Genomic DNA, 26690 nt, shown 5'->3' with positions numbered 1-26690 from the left:
AAAAAAGAAAAGACGGCAAAACCAGACAGCCAGACACCCCAGGCACAACACCCGGGACACCAGCCGAAAGGAATCACACAAACTCTCCCAAACAGACAACCAGCCACCCCACCACACCGGCAAGGCAACCAGCCATCAACTGGCAATCAAAAACAATTCAGTAGTACAAAACACGCTCTTGAGTTCTCAAACCACCACCACACCAGCAAACAACACCACTCGGAAGCGATGTCCGCCGTGCCGGGCAACGAGTGAATAACTTACACCACACCACACAACCACGCAAACCAATCCCGAACACAACACCCGAAAACCTTACAAAACAAACGCCTCCCCCGGCGTGTCGAAAAACGCGCAAACCACCCACACAACACCACAAACCGCGTTGCACCCAGAATAAAACAGCCAACATTGCCGAAACATGACCGGATACCGACGCCAGCGGAAACAATCATGCAATTCATCGGAGCGAAGACGTCAACCAACGTAAGGCCTGCCGTATCGACATGTTTGCGGTGTAATACTGCATATATGAGCAAAAAAATCGCAGTACTGACCGGCGCCGGCATCTCCACCAGCGCAGGCATCCCCGACTTCCGCGGCCCGGACGGCGTATGGACCAAGCATCCCGAACAAATGAACGTCTACGACATCGACGCCTTCATCACCAGCAGGGAGGACCGCGAATACTCGTGGCGGTGGCAGAAGGAGTCGCCGGTCTGGGGCGCAAGGCCCGGCACGGCGCACAAGGCCCTCGTCGACCTGGAAAAGGCCGGTATGCTCACGCTGCTGGCCACGCAGAACTTCGATGCCCTGCACGAGAAGGCCGGGAACTCACCGGACGTCATCGTCAATCTGCACGGCACCATCGGCACGTCGCACTGCATGAAATGCCATGCCAAATACGATACGGCCGACATCATGGACCACCTCGACGAGGAGCCCGATCCCCGCTGCCACCGTCTCCTTCCCTACAGCGGGAACATGCCGTGCAACGGCATCATCAAGACCGACGTCGTGTATTTCGGCGAGGCATTGCCGGACGGCGCCATGGAGAAGTCGTTGCGTCTGGCCTGCGAGGCCGACGAATTCTGGGTTATCGGATCGACTCTGGAGGTGTTCCCGGCGGCGTCGCTCGCCCCGGCGGCGGTACAGGCCGGGGTTCCGCTGACCATCATGAACATGGGACGGACGCAATACGACCGCCTGGCCACCCGTCTGATCCACGACGACATCGCGACGGCGTTGCCGAAACTCGTGGAGGAGACCATCGCCGAGGGCTGACCGCACGGTGGTCCGCCGCCGACGACCCGTCGTTCACGCCACCCGCGTTTCCCCGCCGTGAACGGTCCTATGCCAACGGTGTCGTGCGGTGAACAACGGCGGGCGAGCGGAACATATGAGCACATGAGGATGGAGGATGAATGAGCACTACGAACAACGACGTCGCGGCGCGTCTGGCCGCCAGCGAGGACATCGACATGGCCGTCGCACCCGTGACGGAAAGCAGCGAGACCGTATACTCCGGGGCGATTTTCCATGTGGAGGACCGTGTGATCCGCCTGACGCAGAACGATGGGGGAGCGGTGCGCATACGCCGCCAGATCATGCGGCATGCGCCCTGCGTGGTCATGCTCGTGCACGATTGCGCGAACGACCGGTATCTGCTGGAGCGCGAATACCGCGTGGGACCGGACATGTACGCGTTCGGAGTGCCGGCCGGTCTCATGGACGACGGCGAGGAGCCGCATGAGGCCGCACTGCGCGAGCTGCGTGAGGAGACCGGCGTGATCCCCGACGACGTGGACATCGACGATGTGGCGCGATGCTATTCGTCGGAGGGCATGACCGACGAGCTGGCCAACATCATGGTGATGCATCTCAGGGCGTGGCATATGGGGGAGCGTCATTTCGACAAGGACGAGCATGTGGAAAGCGCGTGGGTGAGCTGGGAGGAGCTCATCGGGGCGGGAATCGTATCGTCGAACGCCACGATCGCGCTGAAGCATGAGGAGCTGCGCCGGGTGCTGAAATCCCGTTGAACCCCTGAACCGCTGAACCGCCACTGCTGAATTGTGGTCAGAACGTCCATGGAGGCCGGATATTCAAGGCCTTACGTTCGTTTCGACCACATTACCGTTACCGCGTGGTCACGTGGTCACGAAAGTGGGTATGGACGAAACAACCTCGGATACACCCTTTTCCCGCCTGATATATGGAAAAAACGGTGTTTTATTGGTGAATCCACCCACTCTCGGCACGAAACAGGCCTTACGATGGTTGAAAATCAGGAAAGCCGGATTGAAGACTTTGCAATGAATCCAATGCTCATTGTGACCCGATGGGAGCCTCTGCGTACCATGGAGACATTGCGAGAAAGGGATGTTCATGAGCGTTCTCGACCGATTTGAGAAGAGTGTCGAAGGTGCCGTCAACGGCGTGTTCAACAAATTCGGTTCCAAAGACATTCAGCCGGTAGACCTTTCCAGCGCCCTTGAGCGCGAGATCGACAAGGAAGCCATGGCGGTCGGACGTGACCGCACCGTCGCCCCGAACGAATACCGCTTCAAGCTCTCCTCCCCGGACTTCGACCGAATCGAGCAGTGGGGCGCCGAGACGTTGGCCAACGAACTGGCCGACAACCTGACCAAATACGCAGAGAGCCAGCATTACGCCTTCGTCGGACCGGTCGTGGTGATCTTCGAGGAGGACCTCAACCTGAATCAGGGCGACCTCACCCACCTCACCTCCGAATCGGTGCAGGGCAACGCGGCGCCGGTCACGGCGACGAACGAGACCAAGGACTGTCCGGTCCTGGAGATCAACGGCCGCCAGTACCTGCTCACCGCGCCGAAGACGGTGATCGGCCGCGGATCCAACTGCGACATCGTCATCGACGACCCCGGCATCTCCCGCAGCCACCTGGAGATCGACATCACCGACAACGGCGTGATCGCCCGTGATCTCGGCTCCACGAACGGCACATACGTGGAGGGCCATCAGGTTCCGGCGGCCACGCTGCTGGACGGCAACACCATCACCATCGGTCGCACGCGCATTCTATTCTGGGCTTCCTCCGCCCCTCAGGAGTAAAATACGACCGTACGCCACTGTATGAACGCGAGCCAATATGACTGAACTGACATTCACTGTTCTGAAATACGGATTCCTGGTGCTGCTCTGGGTCTTCGTCGGGTTCGCCGTACGCTCCCTGCATCAGGACGTCGCTTCATTCAGTCCGAAGACGTCGAAAAAACATCGCCGGAGGGAGCAGCAGGCGCGCAAGGCCGCGCAGGCGCCTGCCCCCCGGCCGGCACCGTCACCGGTGCCGAATCCCCGCCCGATCACCGAGCAGCCCACGATTCTGGTGATCATCGACGGACCGTTGGCGGGAACAACGGTGCCGTTGGGCAACGAACAAATCACACTGGGTCGTGCCGCCAGCAATTCCGTGGTGCTGGATGATGAATTCGTCTCCTCTCATCATGCGCGGCTGTTCCAGGATCCCTCCAACGGCCGCTGGGCCATAGAGGACCTGGGAAGCACCAACGGAACCGTCGTAGACAACAAGCCACTCACCGGAGCCGCCGTATTGCCGTCCCGCGTGCCTGTGCGCATAGGTGCGACGACCTTCGAACTGAGGTGACGGCATGAACGCTATGAACACACCCGGGTCGGCCGAAGCGCTGACGTTGTATTCCACCACGGTGTCCGATGTCGGATACGTGAGGAAGAACAATCAGGACTCCTCGTTCGCCGGTCGGCATTTCGCCGCCATCTGCGACGGCATGGGCGGCCATGCCGGAGGCGACACCGCCTCGACCATCGCCATTCGTTCGCTGGCGCATATCGAACATGAAGACGCCGCCGACGATGTGGAGATCATCGCATCGATGATGGAGACGTCGGTGCTCGCCGCGCATGACGCCATCGTGGGCAAGGCCAAGCATGAACGCCGTCTTTCCGGCATGGGCACGACCGTGACCGCACTGAGCCTCGTCCAGAACCATTGGATCCTTGCGCATATCGGCGATTCACGCGCCTATCTGCTTCGTGACGGGCATATCATTCGAACCACCAAGGACCATAGCTACGTCCAGCATCTCATCGACACGAAACGCATCACCGAGCCGGAGGCGAAGAACCATCCGCAACGCAACGTGGTGATGCGCGTGCTCGGCGATTTCGACATCGACCCGAGACCGGACATCTCCATCCGCCGCGCACTGCCGGGGGACCGCTGGCTGCTGTGCTCCGACGGCCTGTGCGGCGTGCTGGAGGACTCCACCATCCAGGAGGTGCTGGAGAAGGTGGCCGATCCCGAGGAATGCGCGCAGATGCTGGTGGCCATGGCGTTGAAGGCCGGCAGCACCGACAATGTGACCGCGGTGATCGCTGATGCGACGTTGCCGCTGCCCGGTGGCGGCTCCGACGGTACGAACGCGCCGGTCCCCTTGGTCGGGGGAGCGGTGAGCAGCAGTCTGGAAAGCATCGCCGACATCATCGACGAGCCGGTGGCGACGGCCCCGGCGCTCAAGGCCGATGCGGGCAGCCCCGCCCAACGGGCGGCGGCGCTTACGCAGAGCGAACCGGTCACGCAGGCCGAGCCGGAGCCTCCCCGCGTGGCGCAGCCGTCATCGCAGCGCACCGACGCCGAAGACGTCGCCATGCCGAACACCGGCGAAATCCCGGTGGTGCAGAAACGCGACGGCAGCCTGACCGCCGACCCGCATGACCCGGAAGTGGTGAAGACCATCAAGGCTCAGCAGCGAGCCAAGGCCCAACTGAAACGACGGCGCCACAGCCGTTCGCGCACCGTCGTCATAGCCGTCACCGTCATCGTCCTGCTGGCGCTCGGAGGTCTCGGATTCGGCGCATGGCATTGGTCCCAGAAGCAGTACTATCTCGGGGAATCGGACGGCTCGGTGGCCATCTATCAGGGCGTCCCCACTGATTTCTTCGGGCTGAGTCTTTCGCATGAGGTCACACGCACCGACATCCAGGTGACCGATCTGCCCCAATCATGGCGAGATCAGATCGCCAACGGCAGCATCGCAGTGAACTCCTACGACGAAGCCACCAGCCATGCCGAGCTGATTCGACAGCAGGCCGAGGACCTCGCCAAACAGAACGAGGCGGCCAAGACCCCGCAGCAGACGCCTTCACCGTCATCAAGCCCGGAGAAGAAGCAACAATGATCATCCGTCGTCTTCGCCAAGCCTCGCTGCTCGCACTAGCGGCGATCATCGTCGTGCTTGGCTTCTTCCAGATGTTCATGCGCGTCGAAGGATCGTTCCCCCCGGCGTACACCACACGTCTGGGAATCGTCGGCGCACTGTTCCTGGTGTTCTGGATCGTGCTCGTCAGATTCCAGCCATACACGTCGCAGGTGATTCTTCCCTGCGTGATGCTGCTCAGCGGCACGGGCGTGCTGATGATCGCCCGCATCGACAGCCAGAACGACACGTTCGGTGGACGGACCACCACCGTTGGGCTCAACCAGCTGACATGGCTGGCTCTGGCCCTGGTGCTCTGCATCCTACTGGTGATATTCCTCAAGGACTACCGCGTGCTTCGCAGGTTCTCCTACGTGAGCATGGTCACGGGACTGGCGCTATTGCTGTCCCCGATGATCCCCGGTCTCGGCAAGGAGATCCAGGGCGCACGAATCTGGATCGGATTCGGATCCCACTCGTTGCAGCCGGGCGAATTCGCCAAGCTGTTCCTCGCGTTCTTCTTCGCCGCCTACCTGTTCGACCATCGCGACCAGCTGGCCGTCGGCGGAAAGAAGGTGCTGGGACTCCGGCTGCCGCGGCTCAAGGACCTCGGCCCCATCATCGTGGTATGGGCCGTATGCATGGGCGTGCTCGTATTGCAGCACGATCTGGGCACGTCACTCATGTTCTTCGCCATGTTCGTCTCCATGCTGTATGTGGCTACAGGCCAGAAAAGCTGGATCATCATCGGCGGACTGTTCTTCGCCGGCGGCGCCGTACTGGCGTCGATGATCTTCACCCACGTGGGCAACCGCGTGAACGCATGGCTGCACCCCTTCGACTACGCCGTATACAACGCCGTCGGCGGATCCATGCAGCTGGTCCAAGGCGTGTTCGGCCTGGCCACCGGAGGCATGACCGGCACCGGCCTTGGTCAGGGACACCCCATCGTCACACCCCTCGCCAACTCCGACTTCATCTATTCGTCCCTCGGCGAGGAACTCGGCATGGCCGGCCTGTTCGCCGTCCTGACGATGTATCTCATCATCATCGGCGCCGGCATGGTCACGGCCATGAAGGTCTCCGACGGATTCGGCAAGCTGCTGGCGTCCGGCCTCGTGTTCACGATGGCGTTTCAGGTGTTCACCGTGGTCGGCGGCATCACGCTCGTCATTCCCCTCACCGGTCTGACGATGCCGTATCTGGCGGCCGGCGGCTCCAGCCTCATCGCCAACTGCATCCTCGCGACGCTGCTGCTCATCATCGCCAATGCGGCCAACAAGCCGGAGGAGGATATGGACAGCGACACCTTCCAGTACGAGGCGCTCATGGCGATCCGCGAGAAAGAGAAGGAGAAGCAGGCGGAGGCCGCCGCACGCGCGGAGCAGGAGGCCCAGGCCGGAACCCTTCCCAAGGACATGCCCTACGCGCAACAGGCCATGCAGGAGGCGCGGACCGGCGATCGGGAAGCCACCGAGGTCATCACCGCCGGACGGCATACGCCCGGTGGCCGTCACGGCGCCCACGCCATACGGCGACGCCAACAGCAGGATGAATGGAACGCACAGGACGGCGACACCCTGTCCTCCGGCGCCTCTCCGACATCCAACTGGCCGGCCTCTCCGACATCCAACTGGCCGGCCTCTCCCCGAACTCCACGGACCACGTCAAACGCATCGCCGAACGAAAGGAGGACACGACGATGAACACATCATTGCGTCAGCTGTTCACGGCGGTCATCGCATTGTTCGCCATCCTCGGTCTCTCCACGACGAAGCTCATGACCATACAGGCGAATTCGCTGAACTCCGACCCCCGCAACACCCGTGCGCTGTACCACGAATACGGCGCGCCACGCGGCGCGATCCTGGCCAGTGACGGCACCGTCATCGCCAAATCCGACAAATCGGACGACGCCTTCTCCTATCAGCGCTCCTACGCCAACGGGCCGTTGTATGCGCCCGTCACCGGATACTTCTCCGTCACCACACGCGCCGACCGCGGCATCGAGGCCTCCCGCAACACGCTGCTCAGCGGGGAGAACAGCTCGCTGTGGCTCAGCAAGTTCAAATCCCTGTTCACCGGCGAGGAGAACAAGGGCGCCAACATCGAAACATCCATCAACCCGAAGCTGCAGAAGCTGGCCTACCAGCTTCTGGGCAGCCAGCAGGGCGCGGTCGTGGCCATGGAGCCCAAGACAGGTCGAATCCTGGCCATGGTGAGCACTCCCAGCTATGATCCGAACGGACTGGCCAGCCACAACAGCGCCAACGTCAACAAGACGTATCAGGCCCTGATCTCCGACAAGGGCAACCCGATGCTGAACCGCACCACGAGCGAGCTGTATCCGCCCGGGTCAACATTCAAGATCGTCGTGGCCGCGACGGCGCTCGAAAACGGATACGACACGAACACGTCGGTGCCCGCCGGCAGCTCATACACGCTCCCCGGCACCCGGACGCAGCTGACGAACACATCCAGCGCGGCGGCCGGCTCGAACGGCAACATGCAGTTGCTCGACGCCTTCGCGTACTCGTCGAACACCGCATTCGCGCAGCTGGGCGTCAAACTCGGCAACGAGAAAATCGCCGACCAGGCCAAGAAAATGGGCTTCGGCAGCTCCATCACCGTCGACGGCACCAGCTCGTCCGGTCTGACGATGAAGGCCACCGCATCCAAGTTCCCCGACAACGCAACCAACGACCGTCTCGCATTGGCGTCCATCGGACAGGGAGACACCCTGGAGACCCCGCTGCTCAACGCGATGATCGCCTCGGCCGTGGCCAACGACGGCAAGATGATGCAGCCGACGCTGGTGGACCGCGTCCGCGCAAGCGACCTCAGCGTCGTCTCCGAAAGCTCCCCCTCCACGTTCTCCCAGGCCTTCTCCAAGGACACCGCCGGCAAGCTCAACACCATGATGCAGGCGGTCATCACCAAGGAGGACCCGCAGCTGCAGCTCGCCAACGCGAAGGTGGCCGCAAAGACCGGCACCGCGCAGATCGGCAACAACAGCGCCAACGATTCCTGGATCACCGGATTCGCGCCCGCCGACGATCCGAAGATCGCCGTGGCAGTGGTCGTGCACAACGTCAACGCTTTCGGATCCGAAGCCGCCGGACCGATCATGCAGCAAGTCATGCAGGAGGCTTTGAACAAATGAGACTCATCGAAGGGCAACTGATCCACCGCCGATACCGCCTGGACCAGCGACTCGCGCAAGGCGGCATGGGCGAGGTGTGGAAGGGCTACGACATCGAGCTGGAACGACCGGTGGCCATCAAGGCGCTGCGCGCGGACCTCGCCAACGAGGAGGCCAAGCTCCGCCGATTGCGCGCGGAGGCGCACAACTCCGCGAATCTCGCCCACCCGAACATCGCCGCGTTGTTCGAATACTACGAGCATGACGGCATCGGATTCCTCATCATGGAATACGTGCCCAGCGATTCGCTGGCCGAGATCTACAAGCGGCGTGGGGCGATGGAACCCACCGAGCTGCTGCCCATCCTCATCCAGACGGCACGGGGACTCTACGTGGCGCATTCGCATGGCGTGATCCATCGCGACGTCAAACCGGCCAACATCATGGTCTCCGATACGGGAGAGGTGAAAGTCACCGATTTCGGCGTATCGTACTCCACCAATCAGGCGCAGATCACCCAGGATGGCATGGTCGTGGGCACCGCGCAGTACATCTCCCCGGAGCAGGCGCAGGGCGAGCAGGCCACGCCGCAGTCCGACATCTATTCGCTGGGCGTCGTGGCCTATGAGGGCCTATGCGGGCACCGTCCGTTCACAGGCGCCACGCCCGTGGACATCGCGGCCGCCCATGTGAACGACCCGGTGCCGCCGCTGCCTGCCACCATCGACTGGCAGCTCCGCGAATTCGTGATGACCATGCTCGCCAAGGAACCGGCAGATCGTCCGGCCAACGCATTGGTGGTCTCACGCACGCTGGCCAAAATCGAGCGCAGACTGCTCGACCAGGAGACGGAGACCCCGGAGAACCTCGTCGAGACCATCAGCGGACCACTGGTCCGAAGGGTCACGAGCAAGCCCCACCAGCCGCTGTTGCTGTTCTCCGCCGCCGATTGGGTGGCCAGGCAGAATCCGCAACCGCAGGCCACGCCGCAACCGGACGCGAAGAACGAGATTCCGTCACCGCCGGCGAACGTCCCCGATGATGGGGGCGATGACGGCGACACAATCATGAACGATAATGAGAACGCAGGGAAGGAAGGGTCACGATGAGTATGTACATACCGGCCTCGTTGGCCGGCGGCAGGTACACCGTCGGTGAACTCATCGGCCACGGCGGCATGGCGGAGGTCCATGTCGGAACGGACACCCGCCTGGGACGCACCATCGCCATCAAGATCATGCGTGCCGATTTGGCCAGCGACGCGATATTCCTGGCCCGGTTCCGCCGCGAAGCCCATTCGGTGGCCATGCTCAACAACCCGAACATCGTATCGATCTATGACTCGGGCGAGGAAGCCATCACGGACGACGCCGGCCGTTCCGTCAACGTGCCGTACCTGATCATGGAGTTCGTCAAGGGGCAGACGCTGCGAGACATCCTGAAGGCGAACGGGGCACTGAGCCAACGCGACGCCGAACAGGTGATGATCGGCGTGCTCAGCGCGCTCGAATACTCGCATCGCATGGGCATCATCCACCGCGACATCAAGCCCGGCAACATCATGATCAGCGACCAGGGTGTGGTCAAGGTCATGGACTTCGGCATCGCACGCGCGTTGGATGACTCCTCGGCCACGATGACCCAGTCGCAGGGCGTGGTCGGCACCGCGCAGTACCTTTCCCCCGAACAGGCACGCGGCGAGAACGTGGACATGCGTTCCGACCTGTATTCCGCCGGCTGCGTGCTCTACGAGATGCTGACCGGACGGCCGCCGTTCACCGGCGACTCCGCCGTGGCCATCGCCTACCAGCACGTCTCCGAAGTGGCCACGCCGCCAAGCGCCATCGTGCCCGGACTGCCGAAGATGTGGGATTCGATCTGCGCCAAGGCCATGGCCAAGGACCGCCAGAACCGATACACCACGGCCACCGAATTCCGTAACGACATCATCGCCCTGATGAACGGCGGCACCCCCGCCGCGGCCGCATTCAACCCGCTGACCGATCTGGGCAACGCCAAGACACAGGCCATGAAACCGGTGGTCGGCCCCGAATCCAACGCCCAGCCGGCCGCATACGAACCGGGGACCGGCACCAAGACCGAGGCGTTCAATCCCGTGACCGGCACCATGAACGGCACGGGTACGGCGACGGACGCGGCGGCAGCGACCCGCGGCAGCCGGCGTGCCGCGGCGGCCGCCAAGGCGAAAAAGAAGAAGCAGATCGCCGCGATCGTCGCCGTGCTGGCCGTCGTGGCCATCGGCCTCGGACTCTGGTTCTTCCTGCATGGCGGCGTCACGCAGACGGCGACCGTGCCCACGATCACCGAACAGATGTCAAGCGCCCTGGCCAAGGAGAAGATCGAGGAGGCCGGCTTCACCTACGAGGAGAAGCAGGACAACAACTCCGACAAGGAGAAGGGCACCTTCACCAAGCAGAGTCCCGCCGGCGGATCCCAGGCCGAGAAGGGCTCCACGGTCACCGTATGGTTCTCCACAGGCCCCAAGCAGGTCAAGGTCCCCGATGTGAAGGGGGAGACCCAGGAGGAGGCCAAGGCCGAGCTGGAGAAACTTGGCTTCAAGGTGAACGGATCCGCCTCCGTGGAGGAAAGCAGCGACGTGGACAAGGACATGGTCACGCGCACCGACCCCGCTGCGGGCACCACACAAAGCAAGGGTGCCAGCATCGTGATCTACATCTCCTCAGGCATGACCACCGTGCCCGACGGCCTGACTGGAATCTCCGAGGACCAGGCCACCGCCAAACTGCAGCAGGCCGGCCTCACCGCAACGATTCGCTCCGCGTATTCCGACACCGTGGCCGCCGGCGCGGTCATGCGCGTGGATCCCGGCTCCGGCACCAAGGTGGAGCAGGGGTCGTCGATCACGCTGTATGTGTCCCAGGGCAAGGAGAAGGTGACGGTGCCGTCGGTCGACACCAGCGGTTCGTCCACGCTCTCGTCCGTCAGGCAGCAGCTTGAAGCTGCCGGGTTCAAGGTGTCGGTGAGCGGCAACAGTTCCGACGATGCACTGGTCACGGGAATCAACCCCGCGGGCGGTCAGCAGGTCGACAAGGGCAGCACGATCACGGTGACCACCAAGGCGCCCAGCAGCCCGAGTCCAAGCCCGTCGGACACCTCCACGAGCAACCCGACGCCGGGTGCTTCCACGACCGGAACCGCCGGCGACGACAACAAGGAGTAGCGTCCGTTCCACCGTGGAATCCCCTGAATATGGCTGTGCCCCGGTCCGTGGCTCTCACAGGACCGGGGCACAGCCATATTCGTGCATATGAGCGCGGCAACGCCTCTATGCCACGGCCACCTTGGGATGCAGGCCGGCCGAACGCGCCACCGCGGACTTCTGCCCGCAGACCGCCAGCCAATTGGCGAGCAGACGATATCCGCCCTCGGTCATCACCGATTCGGGATGGAACTGCACCGCATACATCGGCATCCCCTTCACGCGAAGGCCCTGCACGATGTGGTCGTCCTTCGTCCACGCGGTCACCTCCAGCGTATCGGGCACGCTGTCGGGTTCCACGGCCAGTGAATGATACCGCGTAGCGGTCATCGGATTCGGCACGCCGGCGAAGACCTCATCATCGACATGCTCGATAAGGCTGGTCTTGCCATGCATGATCGTGGGTGCATGGCTGACCGTGCATCCATACACCTCACCCAGCGCCTGCATACCGAGGCAGACGCCGAACATGGGCTTATGCTCCTTGGCGCACAGACGGATCATGTCCTCGCTCACGCCGGAATCGGCGGGCGCTCCGGGGCCGGGGGAAATCAGCACGCCATCGTAATCGTCCAGCAGTCCCGGCTTCCCCGGGTCGATGGCGTCGTTGCGCACGACCGTCACCGTGGCGCCAAGCGTCTGCACGTAACCGACGATCGTATAGACGAATGAATCATAATTGTCGATGACGAGCACACGCGCGGAATCCTCCGGCACGGTCATCGAAGAGGATGCTGAATCTGTCATGATGTCTCCTGAAAGATGTCGCCTGAGCAATCAGACGTCGAACCACTCAATCACTCCACCGCTACTCTACGGCAACAAAGTTGGACGTGACCTGAAGATACGGGATATTGGACGCCGCCCACGGGAACCCCCACTGGAACAGGCATCCGACGATGGCGAGCGCCGCGATGAGCAGCAGCACCCATCGGATAAGCGCCGGACCGGGCTGGCGGCGGTAGATCCATCCGTAGATGCTGACGCCGGGTGCCGGACGGTGGCCGGCCTTCAGCCGCCTCAGCGCCGGATACCGCCAGGCGATCAACGACGCCAGATAGACGACGACGTAGGCGATGGCGAGGCCGATGATGGCCTTGGCCATGACGGAGGACAGCCGGGCCAGAGGAGAGGCCTGGTTCTGCACGAATTCGACCTTGCCGGATGACATGTCGCCGGCCAGCTCCTGCGGTATGCCGTCGGACACCTTGGCCCAGTAGTCGAACTTGCCGTAGGAAATCCAACGATGCGTGGCCGTGGTATACCGCGGCTCGCATGTGGTGAGCGTGACGTAACGGTCCTTGGGGGTCTCACCCGGTTTGCCGGGCACGGAGGCCACGACCTCCGTATGCTCGGGCGTCACGATCGTATAGTTCGTGTACGTGTAGACGTACCAGTAGTCCTTCGTACGCAGGATGATCTTGTCGCCCTTCTGGAATTCGTCCACGTGGGCGAGCGGTTCGCCGTATCCGGAACGGTGGCCGGCGATGGCGACGTTGCCGAGTTCACCCGGCATCTGCGTCTCCTCATAGTGGCCGAGTCCGTGGCGGGAAAGCTCATAGGCGTCGGTTCCCTGCACGATGTTGCGATGCCATGCGGAACCGAATCGCGGAATATAGATCTGCCCGATCAAATCGCCGGTGTTGGCGGTTTTCGGCTCGACGGGAGGCTCGCCGGACTGGGCCTTGGCGATGGCGTAGCCGTTGCCCGACTGTTTGGGGGCCACCCATGACGCGTTGCTGCTCTGGTCGGCCTGCGCCTGTTCCGCCACGACGCCCGTCCACCACAGCTGCCATGCGATGTACAACGCCAGTATCGCGGCCATGGTCAGCAGTATCTCGCCGATGATGCCGAGAACGGATGATGCGGCCGTTCCGCCGCCGTTTCTGTTCGTACGGCGCGGCGACACCGTCGACGATGCTTGTCTTGCCATATCAGTTCCTTTGGGTTTCCTTTGCCTTGGCGTATTTCAATGCTTGCAGCGACGACGTTGCCGCGGGGAATCGAAGTTCGTCGGAGCGTTCCATCTTCCATCCCAATCCGATGGAAGCCACGTATTCCTTGTACACCCGTATCGAGGGCGAATCGTTCAGGGCCTTGATCATGGCGTCCTGCGGGCCGATGGCCGAAATGCTGAACGGGGGAGCGTATCGTTTGCCCTGCAGCAGCAGGACGTTGCCCACGCATCGGACGGCGGTGTTGGAACGTACGCGCTGGTCCTCGATCATCATGGATTCCGCGCCGCCCGCCCATAGGGCGTTGACCACGCCCTCGATGTCCTGCTGGTGGACGACGTAGTCATTGATGTCGGCCGACGAACCGGAATCGCCGACCTTCGTCTCCCATAGGGGGGAATCGTCCAGGGTGACGGTGACGCCCGGACCGGTGACGGCGGGCAGCTTCGTACCCGCGCCGGTATCCTCGCCCTTGGGCTGGTCCGTGCCTGAATCCGTGGTCAGGGTCTTCAGTGCGTCGATCTGGTTGCTGAGGTCGTCGACCTCGTTCTGGAGCTCGGTCACACGTTTCGACCGTTCGTTGAGCAGTTGCGACGTATCGGAGTTGACGGTGACGGAACGGTTCACGCGTACGTTGACGGTGAGCAGATATCCGACAAGCGCCAGCACGACGGCGACTGCGACCACGCCCACGAACGACTTGCGCGCAACGTGTCTGCCACCATGCTTTCCCATACTTGCCTTACTATTGAATCTGTCTGTTCGACGGTTTCCACTCTAGTCATTACTATGACTAGTAGCTTTTACGATAAAGGAGTATCCTCTTATGGCTGAACAGGACGAGCAGAAGCTCGACGAGACCACCACGACCGATGACGCGGTCACCGAGACGACCGCCGAAACGGTTGCCGATACGACGGATGCCGACGTGACGGACGCCGATGCCAAGGCCACCGAGGCCAAGGCCGACGACGTCGAAGCCAGTGAGACGGATGCCGATACGACGGATGCCGATACGACGGATGTCAAGGACGGGGGCTCCGACAAGGCCGACGATTCCAAGGGCTCCGACAAGGCCGACGATTCCAAGGGCGACGATGAGGATACCAAGGACGACGGCGACAGCGCCGATACGTATGGCATTTCGATGGACAAGGTCGAGGCCGTGCTGAGCAAGTCCGCCGACGAGAACGCCATGACGCCGCAGATGCGCAAGATGTTCGCTCGCCAGCAGGAAAGCACGAAGCGTGTGGAGGAGTCCATCAAGGGCACGAAGTCGAATCCGTCGTGGTTCGTTCCCGTGTTCTGCGCCCTTCTGATCATCGGACTGGTCTGGGTCGTGGTCTTCTACATGACCGGCAAATACCCGATTCCCGGCATCGACAACTGGAACCTGGCCATCGGATTCGCCATCATGCTGGTCGGCTTCCTTATGACCATGTGGTGGCACTGATATCCATCAGTCATATCGACGGCCTTAGAAAACACTGAAGGGGAGCCCCGCGGGGCTCCCTTTTCGTTCTACATCACCGGAATAAGACACCATGCTCCGATGGCGACGATGACGATCAGCAGGGGGATGCCATAGACCAGCGAACGCACGGTGAGGCTGCTGCCCCGCGTGATCGGAATACGCGTCGTCAACAGCAACGCATAGACGCCGCCGACGACGAATCCTCCCACATGGGCCTGCCATGCGATGCCGGGCATGATGAACGGCATCGCGAAGTTGATGGCCATCCACACCATCATCGACGTGATATCGGTGCCTCGACGCCGATACGTGACCAATACCGCGGCGAACAGGCCGAACAACGCTCCCGAAGCACCGTATACGGAAACCACCCAGCCGGAGCCGCCCGGGTAGAACCGCGCCCACAGCAGCAACGCCAGGTCGCCGCCGAGGCCGGAAAGCAGGTACATGCCCAGGAACCGCCAATGCCCGAGCAGATATTCCATCATCGGACCGACCGCCCACAACGTGAGCATATTGAACAGGATATGGAATATGCCGGGTTCGTGGAGGAACATCGAGGTGATGAGCGTCCAAGGATAATGCGGCACGACGGCCGGCGTGAGCATTCCAAGGCTGAGCAGGGCATTAAGCAGCGCGGGGAACAGGAATCGTGTGATGATCTCCACGGCCCAGATCGCCACGCAGATGACGATGATCGTCTGGGTGATGACCGGACCGCCGCTGCGCCATTCGCGTCGGAGGGCGTCCTTGTCGAACAGCTCGCGTGCCGAAGGGGAGTTGGGGAATAGGCGGAATCGTTGGCTCATGACCTCCACTGTATTGCACGGATGGTAATTGGTGATTGCGGTGCGACGCACATGATGTGGGAAAACACAGCATCGCCACAACGTCGGCATAGAATGGGTAGGAACGGTCTGAATGGGCAGGCTGTACAACCTTGGGAAAGGAGCCATCATGGAGAACAGGTCGTCAAGCGGGTGGAAGTTCTTCGCGCTTCTGTTTGGTGCGTTGCTTGCCGGTCTCGCCGCGCTGTACGTCTACAAGCAGCAGAATCCGGAGTATGACCCGTGGGAGGAGCCGTGGGAGAACAGCTCGTCTCCGGTCGATCTCGGCATCGCGAAGAAGGACGCCGATGACGAGGCTGATGACGAGGCCAACGGCGAGGGAACCGATTCCGCGCCCGAGGCCGAGCCGGCCGTCGCCTGATCGCCGCTCGCTGCAATAGCACGATAACGAAAAAACCGCCGCCGATGGGACTGTTCCCGTCGGCGGCGGCTTTTTCGTATGTGAGGCTTTGGGGCGCTCCCCTCAGACCGCCTACAGCGGCCAGCTCCCCTCCGCCCGGAGGGGAGCCAAGACACAGAGAGCATACAGCCCAGAGGCGCGAGGCTGATGATGCGTGTGTCCTCTAGGCGCAGAGGGTGAAGGCGTACGAAGGTACGTCGAACCTTCTGCAACGACGAGGACACTCCTCAATCACGCGAGCGGCGCGAGTCTGATGATGCGTGTGTCCTCTAGGCGCAGGAGACGGAGGCGTACAAAAGTACGTCGAACCCTCTGCAACGACGAGGACACTCCATCATCAGGCGAGCGGAAGCGAGGCTGATTGCGTGTGCGGTATCAAGGCACGGGAGGTGAAGGCGTACGAAGGTACGTCGAACCTCCCGTAACGCAGATAACGCTCCGCAATCAGGCGAGCGGGCCGGTGTGCCAGATGCGCGGAGCCGTCCATCCGGCAGTCCAGTGGACTGCCGGTAGGCGACGCCGAGCGCGATTCATCGAGCGCTCGGTAATACAGACTGCACGCATTTGGCGTGCCGGGCCACTGGACGTCAGGCCAGAGGGCCGGTGTGCCAAATGCGTTCCAAATAATCCTGGATCGAGCGGTCCGAGCTGAAGTAGCCGGAGTTGGCGACGTTGAGGAGGGCCTTGCGGTTCCACTCAAGCGGGTCGCGGTAGAGGGCTTCGATGTCGGACTGGATCTTGGAGTAGGCGGTGAAGTCGGCCAGGGTCATGAACCAGTCCTTGGTGAGCCAGTCGGCGACCAGAGGAGCGTAGGTGTTGCGGTCGCCGTTGGAGAAGGTGCCGTCGGAGACCATGTCGATGGCGGCCTTCAGACGGGGGTCGCGCTCGTAGTACTCGGCGGGCATGTAGCCCTTCTCGTAGAGAGCTTCGACCTCGTCGACGGTCATGCCGAAGAGGAAGAAGTTCTCGGCGCCGACCTTCTCGCGGATCTCGACGTTGGCGCCGTCGAGGGTGCCGACGGTGAGGGCGCCGTTGAGGGCGAACTTCATGTTGCCGGTGCCGGAGGCCTCCTTGCCGGCCTGGGAGATCTGCTCGTCGAGGTCGGTGGCGGGGATGAGGTGCTGGGCCAGACGGACGTTGTAGTTCCAGGGGTAGTAGACCTGGAGCTTGCCCTTGATGTCGGGGTCGTTGTTGACGACGCGGGCGACGTTGTTGATGAGCTGGATGGTGAGCTTGGCGAGGTAGTAGCCGGGGGCGGCCTTGGCGCCGAAGATGACGGTGCGAGGCTGGACGTCATCGATGGAGACCTTGCCGGACTTGATGTCGGCGTACTTGGCGATCAGGGCGAGAATCTTCAGAGCCTGGCGCTTGTACTCGTGGAGACGCTTGATCATGGAGTTGAACATGGTGTTCGGATCAAGGTCGAAGCCGTACTCGCGCTTGGCGTAGGCGGCGAAGTCCTCCTTGTTGGCCTGCTTGACGGCGGCGAACTTCTTGACGAATTCGTCGTCCTTGGCGAGGGGGACGAGGCCTTCGAGGAGTTCGAGGTCGGAGAGCCACTTGTCGGTGCCGAGGCCTTCGGTGATGAGGGCGGAGAGGCGCGGGTTGGCAAGGCGGATGAAGCGACGCGGGGTGACGCCGTTGGTGACGTTGGTGAACTTGTCCGGGTAGAGGTCGGAGAAGTCACGCAGCGTGACGTCCTTGAGCAGCTGGGAGTGCAGCTCGGCGACGCCGTTGACGTGGGAACCGCCGGCGGTGGCGAGGTAGGCCATACGCACCTTCGGGTTCTCCTCGTTGGTCACGATGCGCATGCGGTCGATCTTTTCCTTGTCGCGGGTCTTGGTCTTGAGCTCGTCGAGGAAGTGCTGGTTGATTTCCTTGATGATGTCGAGGTGACGCGGCAGGAGTTCGCCGATGAGGGAGGCCGGCCAGACTTCCAGGGCTTCCGGAAGCAGGGTGTGGCAGGTGTAGTTGAAGGTCTTGGTGGTGATGTCCCACGCGGTGTCCCAGTCGTAGTCATACTCATCGATGAGGACGCGCATGAGCTCGGGGATGCCGATAACCGGGTGGGTGTCGTTGAGCTGGAAGGTGATCTTCTCCGGAAGCGTGGTGAGGTCCGGCTTGTCCTGTCCGGGGTAGAACACGCGGATGACGTCCTGGATGGAGGCCGCGACGAAGAAGTACTGCTGCTCAAGACGCAGCTGCTTGCCTTCGGGGGTGGAATCCTCCGGGTAGAGGATCTTGGAGATGTCCTCGGCCTTGACCTTGGGCTTGACGGCGTCGAGGTACTCGCTCTTGTTGAAGGTGAGGAGGTCGAACTCGTCGTAGGAGCGGGCGGACCACAGGCGCAGCGTGTTCACGCGGCCGGAGGCGTAGCCCGGGACCATGTAGTCGACGGGGACGGCGCGCACGGACCAGGCCGGCTTCCAGATCTTCTTGCCGTTCTTTTCGATGACGTCGCCGCCGAAGGAGACCTTCTGCGAACGGTTGTAGTCGACGTGGCCCCACGGCTCGTCGTTGGCGAGCCAGTATTCGGGCTTCTCGATCTGACGGCCTTCTTCGTCGAACTCCTGACGGAAGATGCCGTAACGGTACTGGATGCCGTAGCCGAAGGCCGGCACGCCGAGGGAGGCGAGGGAGTCGACGTAGCAGGCGGCGAGACGGCCAAGGCCGCCGTTACCGAGAGCCGGCTCATATTCGGAGTCGACGACGGTCTGCGGGTCGAAGCCGAGGCCTTCGACTGCGGCGTCGAACTGGTCGAGCATACCGGCGTTCAGCAGGGCGTTGCGCAGCTGCTTGCCGATGAGGAATTCGGCGCTCAGGTAGCCGACGGCCTTGGTGTGGCCGTTGACCATGTCCTGCTGGGTCTTGAACCAGGCGTCCTGAAGGTAATGACGGACTACCAGGGAGGATGCGACGTACACGTCGGCAGGAGTGGCCTGCTCGGGAGTGACGCCCTGACCGTACTTGAGCTGTTCGCGAATGCCTTCGGTGAATTCGGCAGTCGTGACAGGCGATTTGGGAGCGGTAATTTCTGTCATAACATACTCTTTCTCGAGGAAACTCCTCTTTTATTATCCGTCTTTGAACGTGCGCGGCGACATCACCGGCATGAATTTTGAGTTACATTACCGGGTATGGGAGTTATCAAACAGCAGGATTTGGCGGAAGGCGAGCATTCCCTCGTCGTGTGGAAAACCACCGCAAAACATGAAATTTCGGGCGTTTTGAACGGTCAAAATACGTACTTTTCGAAGAATTCGACGGTCGACGAACACGTCGACGGCGTCGACGCCCTGCCCCGCCGCACATGGGCGATGGCCGTACGGTATTCGCTGCACCTCATGGAGCAGCGGGCCCCCGGCGAAGGCGTCGAAGTGCGAGTGGCGCCGTGGGGCGCGATCAAGATCCTCGACGGGCCCGCCTCGGACCCGCATAATCTCACCCCGCCCGACGTGATCGAACTCGAACCGGACGTATGGTTGCGTCTGGTCTGCGGCATCACCACCTGGGACAAGGAGAAAAAAGCCGGCCACATCAGCGCGGTCGGCGAGCGCGACGACCTTTCCGACCTGCTGCCATTGATATAGGCAAGATCACAGGCGGAACCATGGGCAGAAAACAATATCGGGTGATGCATGGGAAACGCATCACCCGATATTATTCACGTCATATTGCACGAGATACCGCCACATGACGGATATCGACATCATCCCTTCGCGGAAAACACAATCCCACGACGGACACGGATCATTCGGCCTTCTTCGCCTTCGCGGCAGTCCTGCGGGCCGCCGGCTTACGCGACGCCGGCTTCTTCACTGCAACGGACTTCTTCGGCTGATCCGCGGCATCTTCCTCCGAATCGGCGGACTTCACGGTCTTCTTCAATGCGGAAGGCATCGGCATGGGAATCGGCTTACGACGAACCGGCGCCTTGACCACCGGCTTCTCCTCCGCCTTCTTGGCGGCCTCGGCGGCCCACTGTGCGTACTCATCCAAATCCTCTTCATTCACGGAGCTCACGGCATCATCGTGATCGTGGGCGTGAATCTGAGTTTCGATGGAAGCGAACGGATCCGCAGCGGATGGAGTCACCTCATCCTGACTCGACAGCTCCTTCGCCAGCTCATCATAATCGGTATCAGTGGTGAGGTACTTGAGCTTCCGGGCAATTCGCGTCTGCTTAGCCTTCTGACGTCCGCGGCCCATCTGACCCCCTTCGCCAGTCTCTTGTGCCCTAGGCAACGATTTCCTAATTCATCACATAAGAGAGTACCACTTATTATGTGATGTCGGCTCAGACTTTTACGATTAGAGCGTTATTTTTCAATACCTTCAATATATGGGTTGGTGTGCAATGGCGGAAGATCAGCAGTTGACGGCAGCGGGCAACGAAATGAGCGCGAGTTTCCTCGCGGCGAAAAAACATTCGGACGCCACACTCGCCAAGCTTGAGGAGAATCCCGGCAAATTCACCATGCTCACCGGCGACCGTCCCACCGGACGACTCCACCTCGGCCACTACTTCGGCTCCATCAAGGAACGAGTCGCCATGCAGAACCGCGGCGTCAACACCAACATCATCATCGCCGACTACCAGGTCATCACCGACCGCGACACCACCGAACACATCGAAGACAACGTCCTCAACCTCGTGCTCGACTACATGGCCGCCGGCATCGACCCGAAGAAGACCATGATCTTCACGCATTCCGCCGTGCCCGCGGAAAACCAGCTCATGCTGCCGTTCCTCTCCCTCGTGACCGAAGCCGAGCTGCACCGCAACCCGACCGTGAAGTCCGAGATGGAAGCCTCCGGCCATGCACTCACCGGCCTGCTGCTCACCTACCCCGTGCATCAGGCATGCGACATCCTCTTCTGCAAAGCCAACGTCGTGCCGATCGGCAAGGACAACCTGCCGCATGTGGAGATCACGCGCACCATCGCACGCCGCTTCAACGAACGGTTCGCCAAGAAGAACCCCGTGTTCCCCGAACCCTCCGCCATCCTCTCCGACGCCCCGGAAATCCCCGGCCTCGACGGACGTAAGATGAGCAAATCCTACGGCAACTCCATCATGCTCGGCGCCACCGCGGAGGAAACCGCCAAACTCATCAAGAAAAGCCCCACCGACTCCGAGCGCCGCATCACCTTCGACCCGGTCAACCGTCCGCAGGTCTCCGCACTGCTCACCACCGCCGGCCTCGTCACCGGCCGCGATCCACAAGACATCGCCGAAGAAATCGGCGACTCCGGTGCCGGCGCACTCAAGAAACTCGTCACCGAATCCGTCAACGAATTCCTCGCACCCCACCGCGAACGCCGCGCCGAACTCGCCAAAGACATGGACTACGTACGCGACGTACTCCACGACGGCAACAAGCGCGCCAACGCCATCGCCGAGGAGACGTTGGATGAGGTGCGCTCCGCCATGGGCATGAAATACTGAGATTTGGGGGATGGAGCGTTATCTGCGTTGTGGAAAGTTCGACGTACTTTTGTACGCCTTCACTTTCCACGCCTTGATACCGCACACATCCCCCAAATCTCAGGTACCTGCGCCTTCGCCTCCTGCGCCTTGAAGCCGCACGCATTACCACACCAAATCGGATTCACACAGCTCACGTCTTCCGCGCCTTGACGACACACGCATTACACAACAATCACGGCGCAAAAAACTCCACGCCTTGATACCGCACACATCATCCAAATCTCCAGCGGCCACGGGCGTCGCCTTCCGCGCCTTGACGGCACACGCATTATCAAAACAAATCGTTCATCGTTCTTAGTCGGCAAAATCCTCGCAGCGGTAGTCGCGCCAGTCGGGCAACGGGGCATCGTTCCGCACGGCCTTCCGAATGTCGCCGTAGTAATGCATCTTGCGCAGGATGTGCGCATACGCCTCGTCGAGCGCGCGTCGCTGTTCGGCGAGCGCGTCACGTCGTTTCTCCAACAGGCTCATGATCTCATCGATATGCCCCGGTTCGTCGGATTCATATTCGAAGAACCGTCGCAGTTCGCCGATGCTCATGCCGGCATGCTTGAAGCAGCAGATCGTGCGCATACGGTTGATATGGCATTGCCGGTAGACGCGCTGCCCCTTCGCGTCGCGTCCGACATCGGTGAGCAGGCCCGCATCCTCGTAGTATCGCAGGGCGGACGTCTGCATATGGAACATTTCGGCGACCTCGCGGATGGAGTAGGTCGGTGTCTCTTCGTCGACGGTCGTCATGGTATTCGTCGTGCTGGTCATCATCACTCGTTTTCCTGTAGAAGACCCGATTTGCATTCAAGCTTACTTGAAGTGCGAGGATGAGGTCGGTGGCATGGAAACACGCCAATGAACCACCATGGGCCAATGAAGGAGCATCATGTTCGAATCGACCACCGTCTACACCCCGTCTCCCGCACGTTACGACGACATGGTGTATAACCGCTGCGGGGATTCCGGCCTGAAACTGCCGGCGCTGTCGTTGGGATTCTGGCATAATTTCGGCGACACCACACCGTATGAGCATATGCGGCAGCTGGTGTTCACGGCGTTCGACCACGGCATCACGCATTTCGACCTGGCGAACAACTATGGACCGGAGCCGGGGGCTGCGGAGCGGAACTGCGGCAGACTGCTCCGCGAATATTTCCGAGGACATCGTGACGAGCTGATCATCAGCACGAAGGCCGGCTATGAGATGTGGCGGGGACCGTATGGCGATCACGGCAGCCGCAAGTATCTGCTGGCAAGCCTCGACCAGAGTCTGGAACGGTTGGGATTGGAGTACGTGGACATCTTCTATCATCATCGTCCCGATCCGGAGACGCCGTTGGAGGAGACGATGGGCGCGCTGGCGCAGGCGGTGAGCAGCGGCAAGGCGCTGTATGCGGGATTGTCGAACTATGACGGTCCGACGATGGAGAAGGCGGCGGCGATCCTGAAGGAGCTGCATGTGCCGTTCATCATCAATCAGAACCGGTTGAACATCTTCGACCGCAAGCCGGTGGACAACGGATTGCTGTCGTCGGCGCAGAAGCTGGGCAAGGGAGTGATCACGTTCAGCCCGCTGGCGCAGGGACTGCTGACGAACCGGTATCTCGACGGGGTGCCCGCCGCCAGCCGTATGAAGGCCGCCGGCCGGTTCCTGCATGAGGCGGCGTGGACGCCGGAGCGGCTGACGCGGATTCGGGCGCTGAACGATCTGGCGGCGGAACGCGGACAGACGCTGGCGGAGATGTCGGTGGCGTGGCTGCTGCATCACCCGGCGGTGACGACGGTGCTGGTGGGTGCGTCGAAGCCGCAGCAGATCCTCGACAACATCGGGGCGTTGGGGAACACGGAGTTCAGCGACGAGGAGCTGCGTCGCATCGACGAGATCGCATTGGGGGAGTGATGCCCGGCGGTATATGGGGCGGATGAGGCGATCGTTGGCGTCAACATATGACGGTTCCGAGGAATCGCATGGCACGGAACATCGCAACTGCCGTATGCGGCGTTCCGTGTCTGATGATGTCGGCGGGGGCTGGCAGACGTTGGCGGGGAATGCGATGATCGCGGTTTGCGATGTTCCCTGCCATGGAATCGTGCCAGGGAATGCGCTATCTCTGGCATTCATGATTCCGTGGCAGAGATCAACGATGTCAGGGAGATTGGATCATTGAAAAATCAAGGATTCGTTCATCTCAACACCGAGACAATCCGGTACGGAATCAACATCGGACCTCGGATGCGTTTCCGTGCCGAAAAATCCAGTCACGGAATGTGGGTATCACCATATTCGGAATTCCGTACCACGACACACGCGGGAACACCCATTATCGGGGATGACGCGTGCAGGCGCGCGGCGCCAAGGCGCGGAAGATGAGAGGGGACAGCGGCGCATCAATGCATGAAACGGCGAAACCACGAAACGAAACACAGCATCAACGCCACCGCGCGCTCGATACGATCGCGCGCGCTTCGCCTACGGACAGTCCACCGGACTGTCCGCTTAACGGCTCATGACTCCGACGGACCGCCTCCGGCGGCGAACATACCTGCCGCGCGCTCGATACATCGCGCGCGCTTCGCCTACGGACAGTCCACCGGACTGTCCGCTTAACGGCTCAGCCCCACAGGAAAATCGCCGGATAACGCGCGCGGCGTCAAGGCGCGGAAGACGAAGGCGTACAGAGGCGAAAACCCCCACAGAGAAAAATCCCATGATGCGTGCGGTAACAAGACGCGCGAACGAAGGCGACCGCACACCTCCACAGGAAAATCGCCGGGCAATGCGTGCGGCGTCAAGGCACGGAAGACGAAGGCGTACGAAGGTACGTCGAGTCTTCCGTAACGCAGACGACGCTCCATTGCCCGGCGATTTTCAGATGTCGTAGCGCCAGGATTTGTCAGTCACCACCCTCGCCATGGCGAGTCCGATGGGCAGGCAGATGATGACCATGAAGGCGCGGAAGGCCCAGTCGAGGGCGCTTTGGGTGTTGAATTGGCCGAGGTAGAACATGGCGCGGTACATGTACATTCCGGGGACCATGATGACGATGGAGGGGACGGTGAGGCAGATGCGGGGATAGCCGAGGTGTGGGGGGAGGAGTCCTCGGCGGACGGAGGTGCGCCAGCCGGCGGCCAGAAGTCCGGCGAGGAAGGCGCCGATGAAGGTGGCGACTTCGGGGGGCATGTTGAGGAGGTCGGTGAATTCGAGTCGGAGGGTGTCGGTGATGGCGCCGATACAGGCGGCGACGAGGCACATGCGTTGGGGGGAGTTGAACATGACGGAGAAGCCCCAGACGCCGATGAAGGCGAAAACGAAACGGAGGACGCCGGTGAGCCAGGGGTCGAGCCCTTGAGGCTCGAAGCCTTGGGGGTTGAGCATGACGATGCGGGCTACTGCCCAGCCGGCGAGGGTGGCCATGAGGATGATGGAGAGGGCGTAGGTGAGCCGTTGGATGCCGGAGGGGAAGTCGATTTTGGCGATGTCGAGCCCACCGGTGATGAGGGGGAAGCCGGGGATGACGAAGAGCATGGCGCCGATGTAGGCGGTGTCGTGGGCAAGGGCGATGGGATCGTAGAGGCCGATGAGGCGCAAGGTGCCGGTGCAGGCGAGCGCTGCGACGAAAACGGCGAGGAAAGTGACGAAGAACTGGTTGAGGTGTTTGGCGAAGAGACGACGACGAAGATAGTGGCCGATGCCGGCGCCGACGAAGGCTCCGGCCATGTCGTAGAGGCCGCCGCCGAGGAGGAAGACGAAGGATGCGCAGGCGATCGCGGAGGCGAAGCCGGCGAAGGCGGCGGAATACAACGGTTTGCGGTGCTCGATGAGGTCGAGGCGTTCGTGGGCTTGTCGGACGGTGATGGGGTGGAACTCCGGATGCGCGGGATTCATCATCGGATTGGTGTGATGCTCGAAGTGTTCGGCGTATCGGCGCGGGGGCTTGCCGCCACGCTTGAAGCGGGCCGTATCGGCCGCGCGGGGGGTGGGGTCGGCGGAGTCGTGCGCATGAGCGCGCATCTGTTCGGCGACCGGATCGTCGGCGTCGATTTCGCGCTGCCGGTTGATCTCGCCGAGCCGCTCCTCCTTGGTGGATGCCGGGGTGGTCTGGACAGGTGCCCCTTCGGGGATTCGGATTTCCGCGTCCTCCTCCCTGGCCTGTTTCCTTCTGAGCCGCAGTTCCTTGGCGGCTTTGGCGGAAAGCTGGGACACGTCCTTGGCGTCAAGGTTCTCGACCAGCTTGTCGGAGACTTCGAGACCGCGGCTATGGTAGACGGCGGAATGGCCGAGGTTCACGCTGAACCAGTCGGCGAAATGTTCGAGCAGCCAGATGCGTTCGGTGTTGACGCCGGTGGTGGGCAGGTCAATCACTTCGGTGATGCGATCCTTGCCGTCGGTGCAGGAGGCTTCGATGTCGGTGAGATTCACATCGGCTCGAACGTGGACACCGAGCGGGTAGGCGATGCGGTGCATCATCTGGCGTACACGGAAGCTTCCGGTGCCCGCGCCGAGGTCGAGCATGCCGACGCGCACGATCACGCTGGTTTTCGCGGCGATGCCGGCGTCCACCACCGGCTTGTCGAGGTCACGTTCGATGTCTTCCATATCGAGAGGTATGGAATGCGTATGGTATTTGGTGACCTTGTCCACGCCGGCGGGGATGGCTGCGCCATGGACGGTCGTGCTGTCATCATGCTTCTTCCCGAAAATCACAGCACTATATTTACTCCTTCCATGGGAAGGAGCGGGGGCGGAACAGGGATTGTCCATAATTAATCGGGAAAATTTTCGCCGATAATCCGCTGAAATGAGCCGATATGCCGGGTGTACGAAAACTGTTGGAAATAAAACTCCGTAACACGGTCCTACAATGAAGGGGCGTCTGTTCACCGGCTTTGGGTTTGGAACGGTCGGCGGTCATAACTACGGAGGAGCCG

The 26690-nt window shown here is 61.6% G+C and carries 21 protein-coding genes and 2 pseudogenes; 15 read left to right on the top strand and 8 right to left on the bottom strand.

Features of this window, described 5'->3' with window-relative positions; translation table 11 throughout:
- From DF200_RS11000 to pknB, 10 genes and pseudogenes are all read left to right on the top strand, one after another.
- A pseudogene (locus tag DF200_RS11000) lies at positions 1–255 on the top strand (hypothetical protein); the annotation flags it as partial.
- Between the two features lie 276 nt (positions 256–531).
- Positions 532–1284: a Sir2 family NAD-dependent protein deacetylase gene (locus DF200_RS06935; RefSeq protein WP_109137555.1), complete on the top strand. Its 753-nt coding sequence runs from the start codon at positions 532–534 to the stop codon at positions 1282–1284.
- 140 nt (positions 1285–1424) lie between these two features.
- Positions 1425–2042, top strand: coding sequence for an NUDIX hydrolase (locus tag DF200_RS06930; RefSeq protein WP_109137554.1), 618 nt, complete (start codon positions 1425–1427; stop codon positions 2040–2042).
- A 346-nt stretch (positions 2043–2388) separates the two neighbouring features.
- Positions 2389–3093, top strand: coding sequence for an FHA domain-containing protein (locus DF200_RS06925; RefSeq protein WP_109137558.1), 705 nt, complete (start codon positions 2389–2391; stop codon positions 3091–3093).
- A 37-nt stretch (positions 3094–3130) separates the two neighbouring features.
- Complete coding sequence (locus DF200_RS06920; RefSeq protein ID WP_109137553.1) at positions 3131–3646, top strand: FHA domain-containing protein FhaB/FipA; 516 nt, start codon at positions 3131–3133, stop codon at positions 3644–3646.
- A gap of 13 nt (positions 3647–3659) precedes the next feature.
- Entirely contained in the window at positions 3660–5198 is a 1539-nt protein-coding gene (locus DF200_RS06915) for a PP2C family protein-serine/threonine phosphatase (RefSeq protein WP_109137552.1), read from the top strand.
- Positions 5195–6922, top strand: coding sequence for an FtsW/RodA/SpoVE family cell cycle protein (locus DF200_RS06910; RefSeq protein WP_109137551.1), 1728 nt, complete (start codon positions 5195–5197; stop codon positions 6920–6922). Before DF200_RS06915 ends, DF200_RS06910 begins: the two co-directional genes overlap by 4 nt.
- Complete coding sequence (locus DF200_RS06905; RefSeq protein ID WP_109137550.1) at positions 6919–8379, top strand: peptidoglycan D,D-transpeptidase FtsI family protein; 1461 nt, start codon at positions 6919–6921, stop codon at positions 8377–8379. The genes DF200_RS06910 and DF200_RS06905 overlap by 4 nt, the downstream gene beginning before the upstream one ends.
- The gene (locus DF200_RS06900; protein ID WP_109137549.1) at positions 8376–9467 is read left to right on the top strand and encodes a serine/threonine-protein kinase; all 1092 of its coding nucleotides are present in this window, start codon (positions 8376–8378) and stop codon (positions 9465–9467) included. The genes DF200_RS06905 and DF200_RS06900 overlap by 4 nt, the downstream gene beginning before the upstream one ends.
- Positions 9464–11560: a Stk1 family PASTA domain-containing Ser/Thr kinase gene (gene pknB, locus DF200_RS06895; protein WP_109137548.1), complete on the top strand. Its 2097-nt coding sequence runs from the start codon at positions 9464–9466 to the stop codon at positions 11558–11560. Before DF200_RS06900 ends, pknB begins: the two co-directional genes overlap by 4 nt.
- 105 nt (positions 11561–11665) lie before the next feature.
- On the opposite strand, the gene DF200_RS06890 is transcribed toward pknB, so the two are convergent.
- The 3 genes from DF200_RS06890 to DF200_RS06880 form a co-directional block, all read right to left on the bottom strand.
- On the bottom strand, positions 11666–12346 hold the full coding sequence (locus DF200_RS06890) for an anthranilate synthase component II (protein ID WP_241520175.1): 681 nt from the start codon (positions 12344–12346) through the stop codon (positions 11666–11668).
- A gap of 61 nt (positions 12347–12407) precedes the next feature.
- Positions 12408–13532, bottom strand: a complete 1125-nt coding sequence (locus DF200_RS06885; protein WP_109137546.1) for a class E sortase — start codon at positions 13530–13532, stop codon at positions 12408–12410.
- Position 13533: 1 nt separating this feature from the next.
- Complete coding sequence (locus DF200_RS06880) at positions 13534–14289, bottom strand: DUF881 domain-containing protein (protein WP_109137545.1); 756 nt, start codon at positions 14287–14289, stop codon at positions 13534–13536.
- A 193-nt stretch (positions 14290–14482) separates the two neighbouring features.
- Here DF200_RS06880 and crgA point away from each other — a divergent pair, with 193 nt between their 5' ends.
- Entirely contained in the window at positions 14483–15007 is a 525-nt protein-coding gene (crgA, locus tag DF200_RS06875) for a cell division protein CrgA (RefSeq protein WP_241520177.1), read from the top strand.
- Between the two features lie 68 nt (positions 15008–15075).
- Here crgA and DF200_RS06870 read toward each other — a convergent pair whose 3' ends face one another.
- Positions 15076–15837 carry a rhomboid family intramembrane serine protease gene (locus tag DF200_RS06870; protein ID WP_109137543.1) on the bottom strand — a complete coding sequence of 254 codons (762 nt, stop codon included), beginning with the start codon at positions 15835–15837 and terminating at the stop codon, positions 15076–15078.
- Positions 15838–15985: 148 nt separating this feature from the next.
- On the opposite strand from DF200_RS06870, the gene DF200_RS06865 reads away from it, so the two are divergent.
- Positions 15986–16237 carry a hypothetical protein gene (locus DF200_RS06865; protein ID WP_170112493.1) on the top strand — a complete coding sequence of 84 codons (252 nt, stop codon included), beginning with the start codon at positions 15986–15988 and terminating at the stop codon, positions 16235–16237.
- A 626-nt stretch (positions 16238–16863) separates the two neighbouring features.
- On the opposite strand, the gene DF200_RS06860 is transcribed toward DF200_RS06865, so the two are convergent.
- Positions 16864–19317, bottom strand: a complete 2454-nt coding sequence (locus DF200_RS06860; protein WP_109137541.1) for a glycogen/starch/alpha-glucan phosphorylase — start codon at positions 19315–19317, stop codon at positions 16864–16866.
- A gap of 96 nt (positions 19318–19413) precedes the next feature.
- On the opposite strand from DF200_RS06860, the gene DF200_RS06855 reads away from it, so the two are divergent.
- Complete coding sequence (locus tag DF200_RS06855; RefSeq protein ID WP_109137540.1) at positions 19414–19866, top strand: sterol carrier family protein; 453 nt, start codon at positions 19414–19416, stop codon at positions 19864–19866.
- Positions 19867–20158: 292 nt separating this feature from the next.
- Here DF200_RS06855 and DF200_RS06850 read toward each other — a convergent pair.
- Positions 20159–20485: pseudogene (locus DF200_RS06850) on the bottom strand (DUF3073 domain-containing protein); the annotation flags it as partial.
- Positions 20486–20633: 148 nt separating this feature from the next.
- Here DF200_RS06850 and trpS point away from each other — a divergent pair.
- A complete protein-coding gene (gene trpS, locus DF200_RS06845) occupies positions 20634–21725 on the top strand; it encodes a tryptophan--tRNA ligase (RefSeq protein ID WP_109137538.1) in 1092 nt (363 codons plus the stop codon).
- A 336-nt stretch (positions 21726–22061) separates the two neighbouring features.
- On the opposite strand, the gene DF200_RS06840 is transcribed toward trpS, so the two are convergent.
- Entirely contained in the window at positions 22062–22532 is a 471-nt protein-coding gene (locus DF200_RS06840) for a MerR family transcriptional regulator (protein ID WP_241520174.1), read from the bottom strand.
- Positions 22533–22647: 115 nt separating this feature from the next.
- On the opposite strand from DF200_RS06840, the gene DF200_RS06835 reads away from it, so the two are divergent.
- A complete protein-coding gene (locus DF200_RS06835) occupies positions 22648–23661 on the top strand; it encodes an aldo/keto reductase (RefSeq protein WP_109137537.1) in 1014 nt (337 codons plus the stop codon).
- Positions 23662–24630: 969 nt separating this feature from the next.
- Here the strand turns inward: DF200_RS06835 and DF200_RS06830 are convergent.
- Positions 24631–26523: a threonine/serine exporter family protein gene (locus tag DF200_RS06830; RefSeq protein ID WP_109137536.1), complete on the bottom strand. Its 1893-nt coding sequence runs from the start codon at positions 26521–26523 to the stop codon at positions 24631–24633.
- Positions 26524–26690: the final 167 nt, after the last annotated feature.

It is taken from the genome of Bifidobacterium catulorum (genome assembly GCF_003129925.1).
Classification (GTDB): Bacteria; Actinomycetota; Actinomycetes; order Actinomycetales; family Bifidobacteriaceae; genus Galliscardovia; species Galliscardovia catulorum.
The sequence above is the reverse complement of the archived record's forward strand: the minus strand, read 5'-3'. Positions and strand labels throughout refer to the sequence as shown.

Bases quoted from the DNA above. Each gene is read 5' to 3' on its own strand.
- DF200_RS06935 (WP_109137555.1), top strand. From the start codon at position 532: ATGAGCAAAAAAATCGCAGTACTGACCGGCGCCGGCATCTCCACCAGC.
- DF200_RS06930 (WP_109137554.1), top strand. From the start codon at position 1,425: ATGAGCACTACGAACAACGACGTCGCGGCGCGTCTGGCCGCCAGCGAG.
- DF200_RS06925 (WP_109137558.1), top strand. From the start codon at position 2,389: ATGAGCGTTCTCGACCGATTTGAGAAGAGTGTCGAAGGTGCCGTCAAC.
- DF200_RS06920 (WP_109137553.1), top strand. From the start codon at position 3,131: ATGACTGAACTGACATTCACTGTTCTGAAATACGGATTCCTGGTGCTG.
- DF200_RS06915 (WP_109137552.1), top strand. From the start codon at position 3,660: ATGAACACACCCGGGTCGGCCGAAGCGCTGACGTTGTATTCCACCACG.
- DF200_RS06910 (WP_109137551.1), top strand. From the start codon at position 5,195: ATGATCATCCGTCGTCTTCGCCAAGCCTCGCTGCTCGCACTAGCGGCG.
- DF200_RS06905 (WP_109137550.1), top strand. From the start codon at position 6,919: ATGAACACATCATTGCGTCAGCTGTTCACGGCGGTCATCGCATTGTTC.
- DF200_RS06900 (WP_109137549.1), top strand. From the start codon at position 8,376: ATGAGACTCATCGAAGGGCAACTGATCCACCGCCGATACCGCCTGGAC.
- pknB (WP_109137548.1), top strand. From the start codon at position 9,464: ATGAGTATGTACATACCGGCCTCGTTGGCCGGCGGCAGGTACACCGTC.
- DF200_RS06890 (WP_241520175.1), bottom strand. From the start codon at position 12,346: ATGACAGATTCAGCATCCTCTTCGATGACCGTGCCGGAGGATTCCGCG.
- DF200_RS06885 (WP_109137546.1), bottom strand. From the start codon at position 13,532: ATGGCAAGACAAGCATCGTCGACGGTGTCGCCGCGCCGTACGAACAGA.
- DF200_RS06880 (WP_109137545.1), bottom strand. From the start codon at position 14,289: ATGGGAAAGCATGGTGGCAGACACGTTGCGCGCAAGTCGTTCGTGGGC.
- DF200_RS06870 (WP_109137543.1), bottom strand. From the start codon at position 15,837: ATGAGCCAACGATTCCGCCTATTCCCCAACTCCCCTTCGGCACGCGAG.
- DF200_RS06865 (WP_170112493.1), top strand. From the start codon at position 15,986: ATGGAGAACAGGTCGTCAAGCGGGTGGAAGTTCTTCGCGCTTCTGTTT.
- DF200_RS06860 (WP_109137541.1), bottom strand. From the start codon at position 19,317: ATGACAGAAATTACCGCTCCCAAATCGCCTGTCACGACTGCCGAATTC.
- DF200_RS06855 (WP_109137540.1), top strand. From the start codon at position 19,414: ATGGGAGTTATCAAACAGCAGGATTTGGCGGAAGGCGAGCATTCCCTC.
- trpS (WP_109137538.1), top strand. From the start codon at position 20,634: ATGGCGGAAGATCAGCAGTTGACGGCAGCGGGCAACGAAATGAGCGCG.
- DF200_RS06840 (WP_241520174.1), bottom strand. From the start codon at position 22,532: ATGATGACCAGCACGACGAATACCATGACGACCGTCGACGAAGAGACA.
- DF200_RS06835 (WP_109137537.1), top strand. From the start codon at position 22,648: ATGTTCGAATCGACCACCGTCTACACCCCGTCTCCCGCACGTTACGAC.
- DF200_RS06830 (WP_109137536.1), bottom strand. From the start codon at position 26,523: ATGGACAATCCCTGTTCCGCCCCCGCTCCTTCCCATGGAAGGAGTAAA.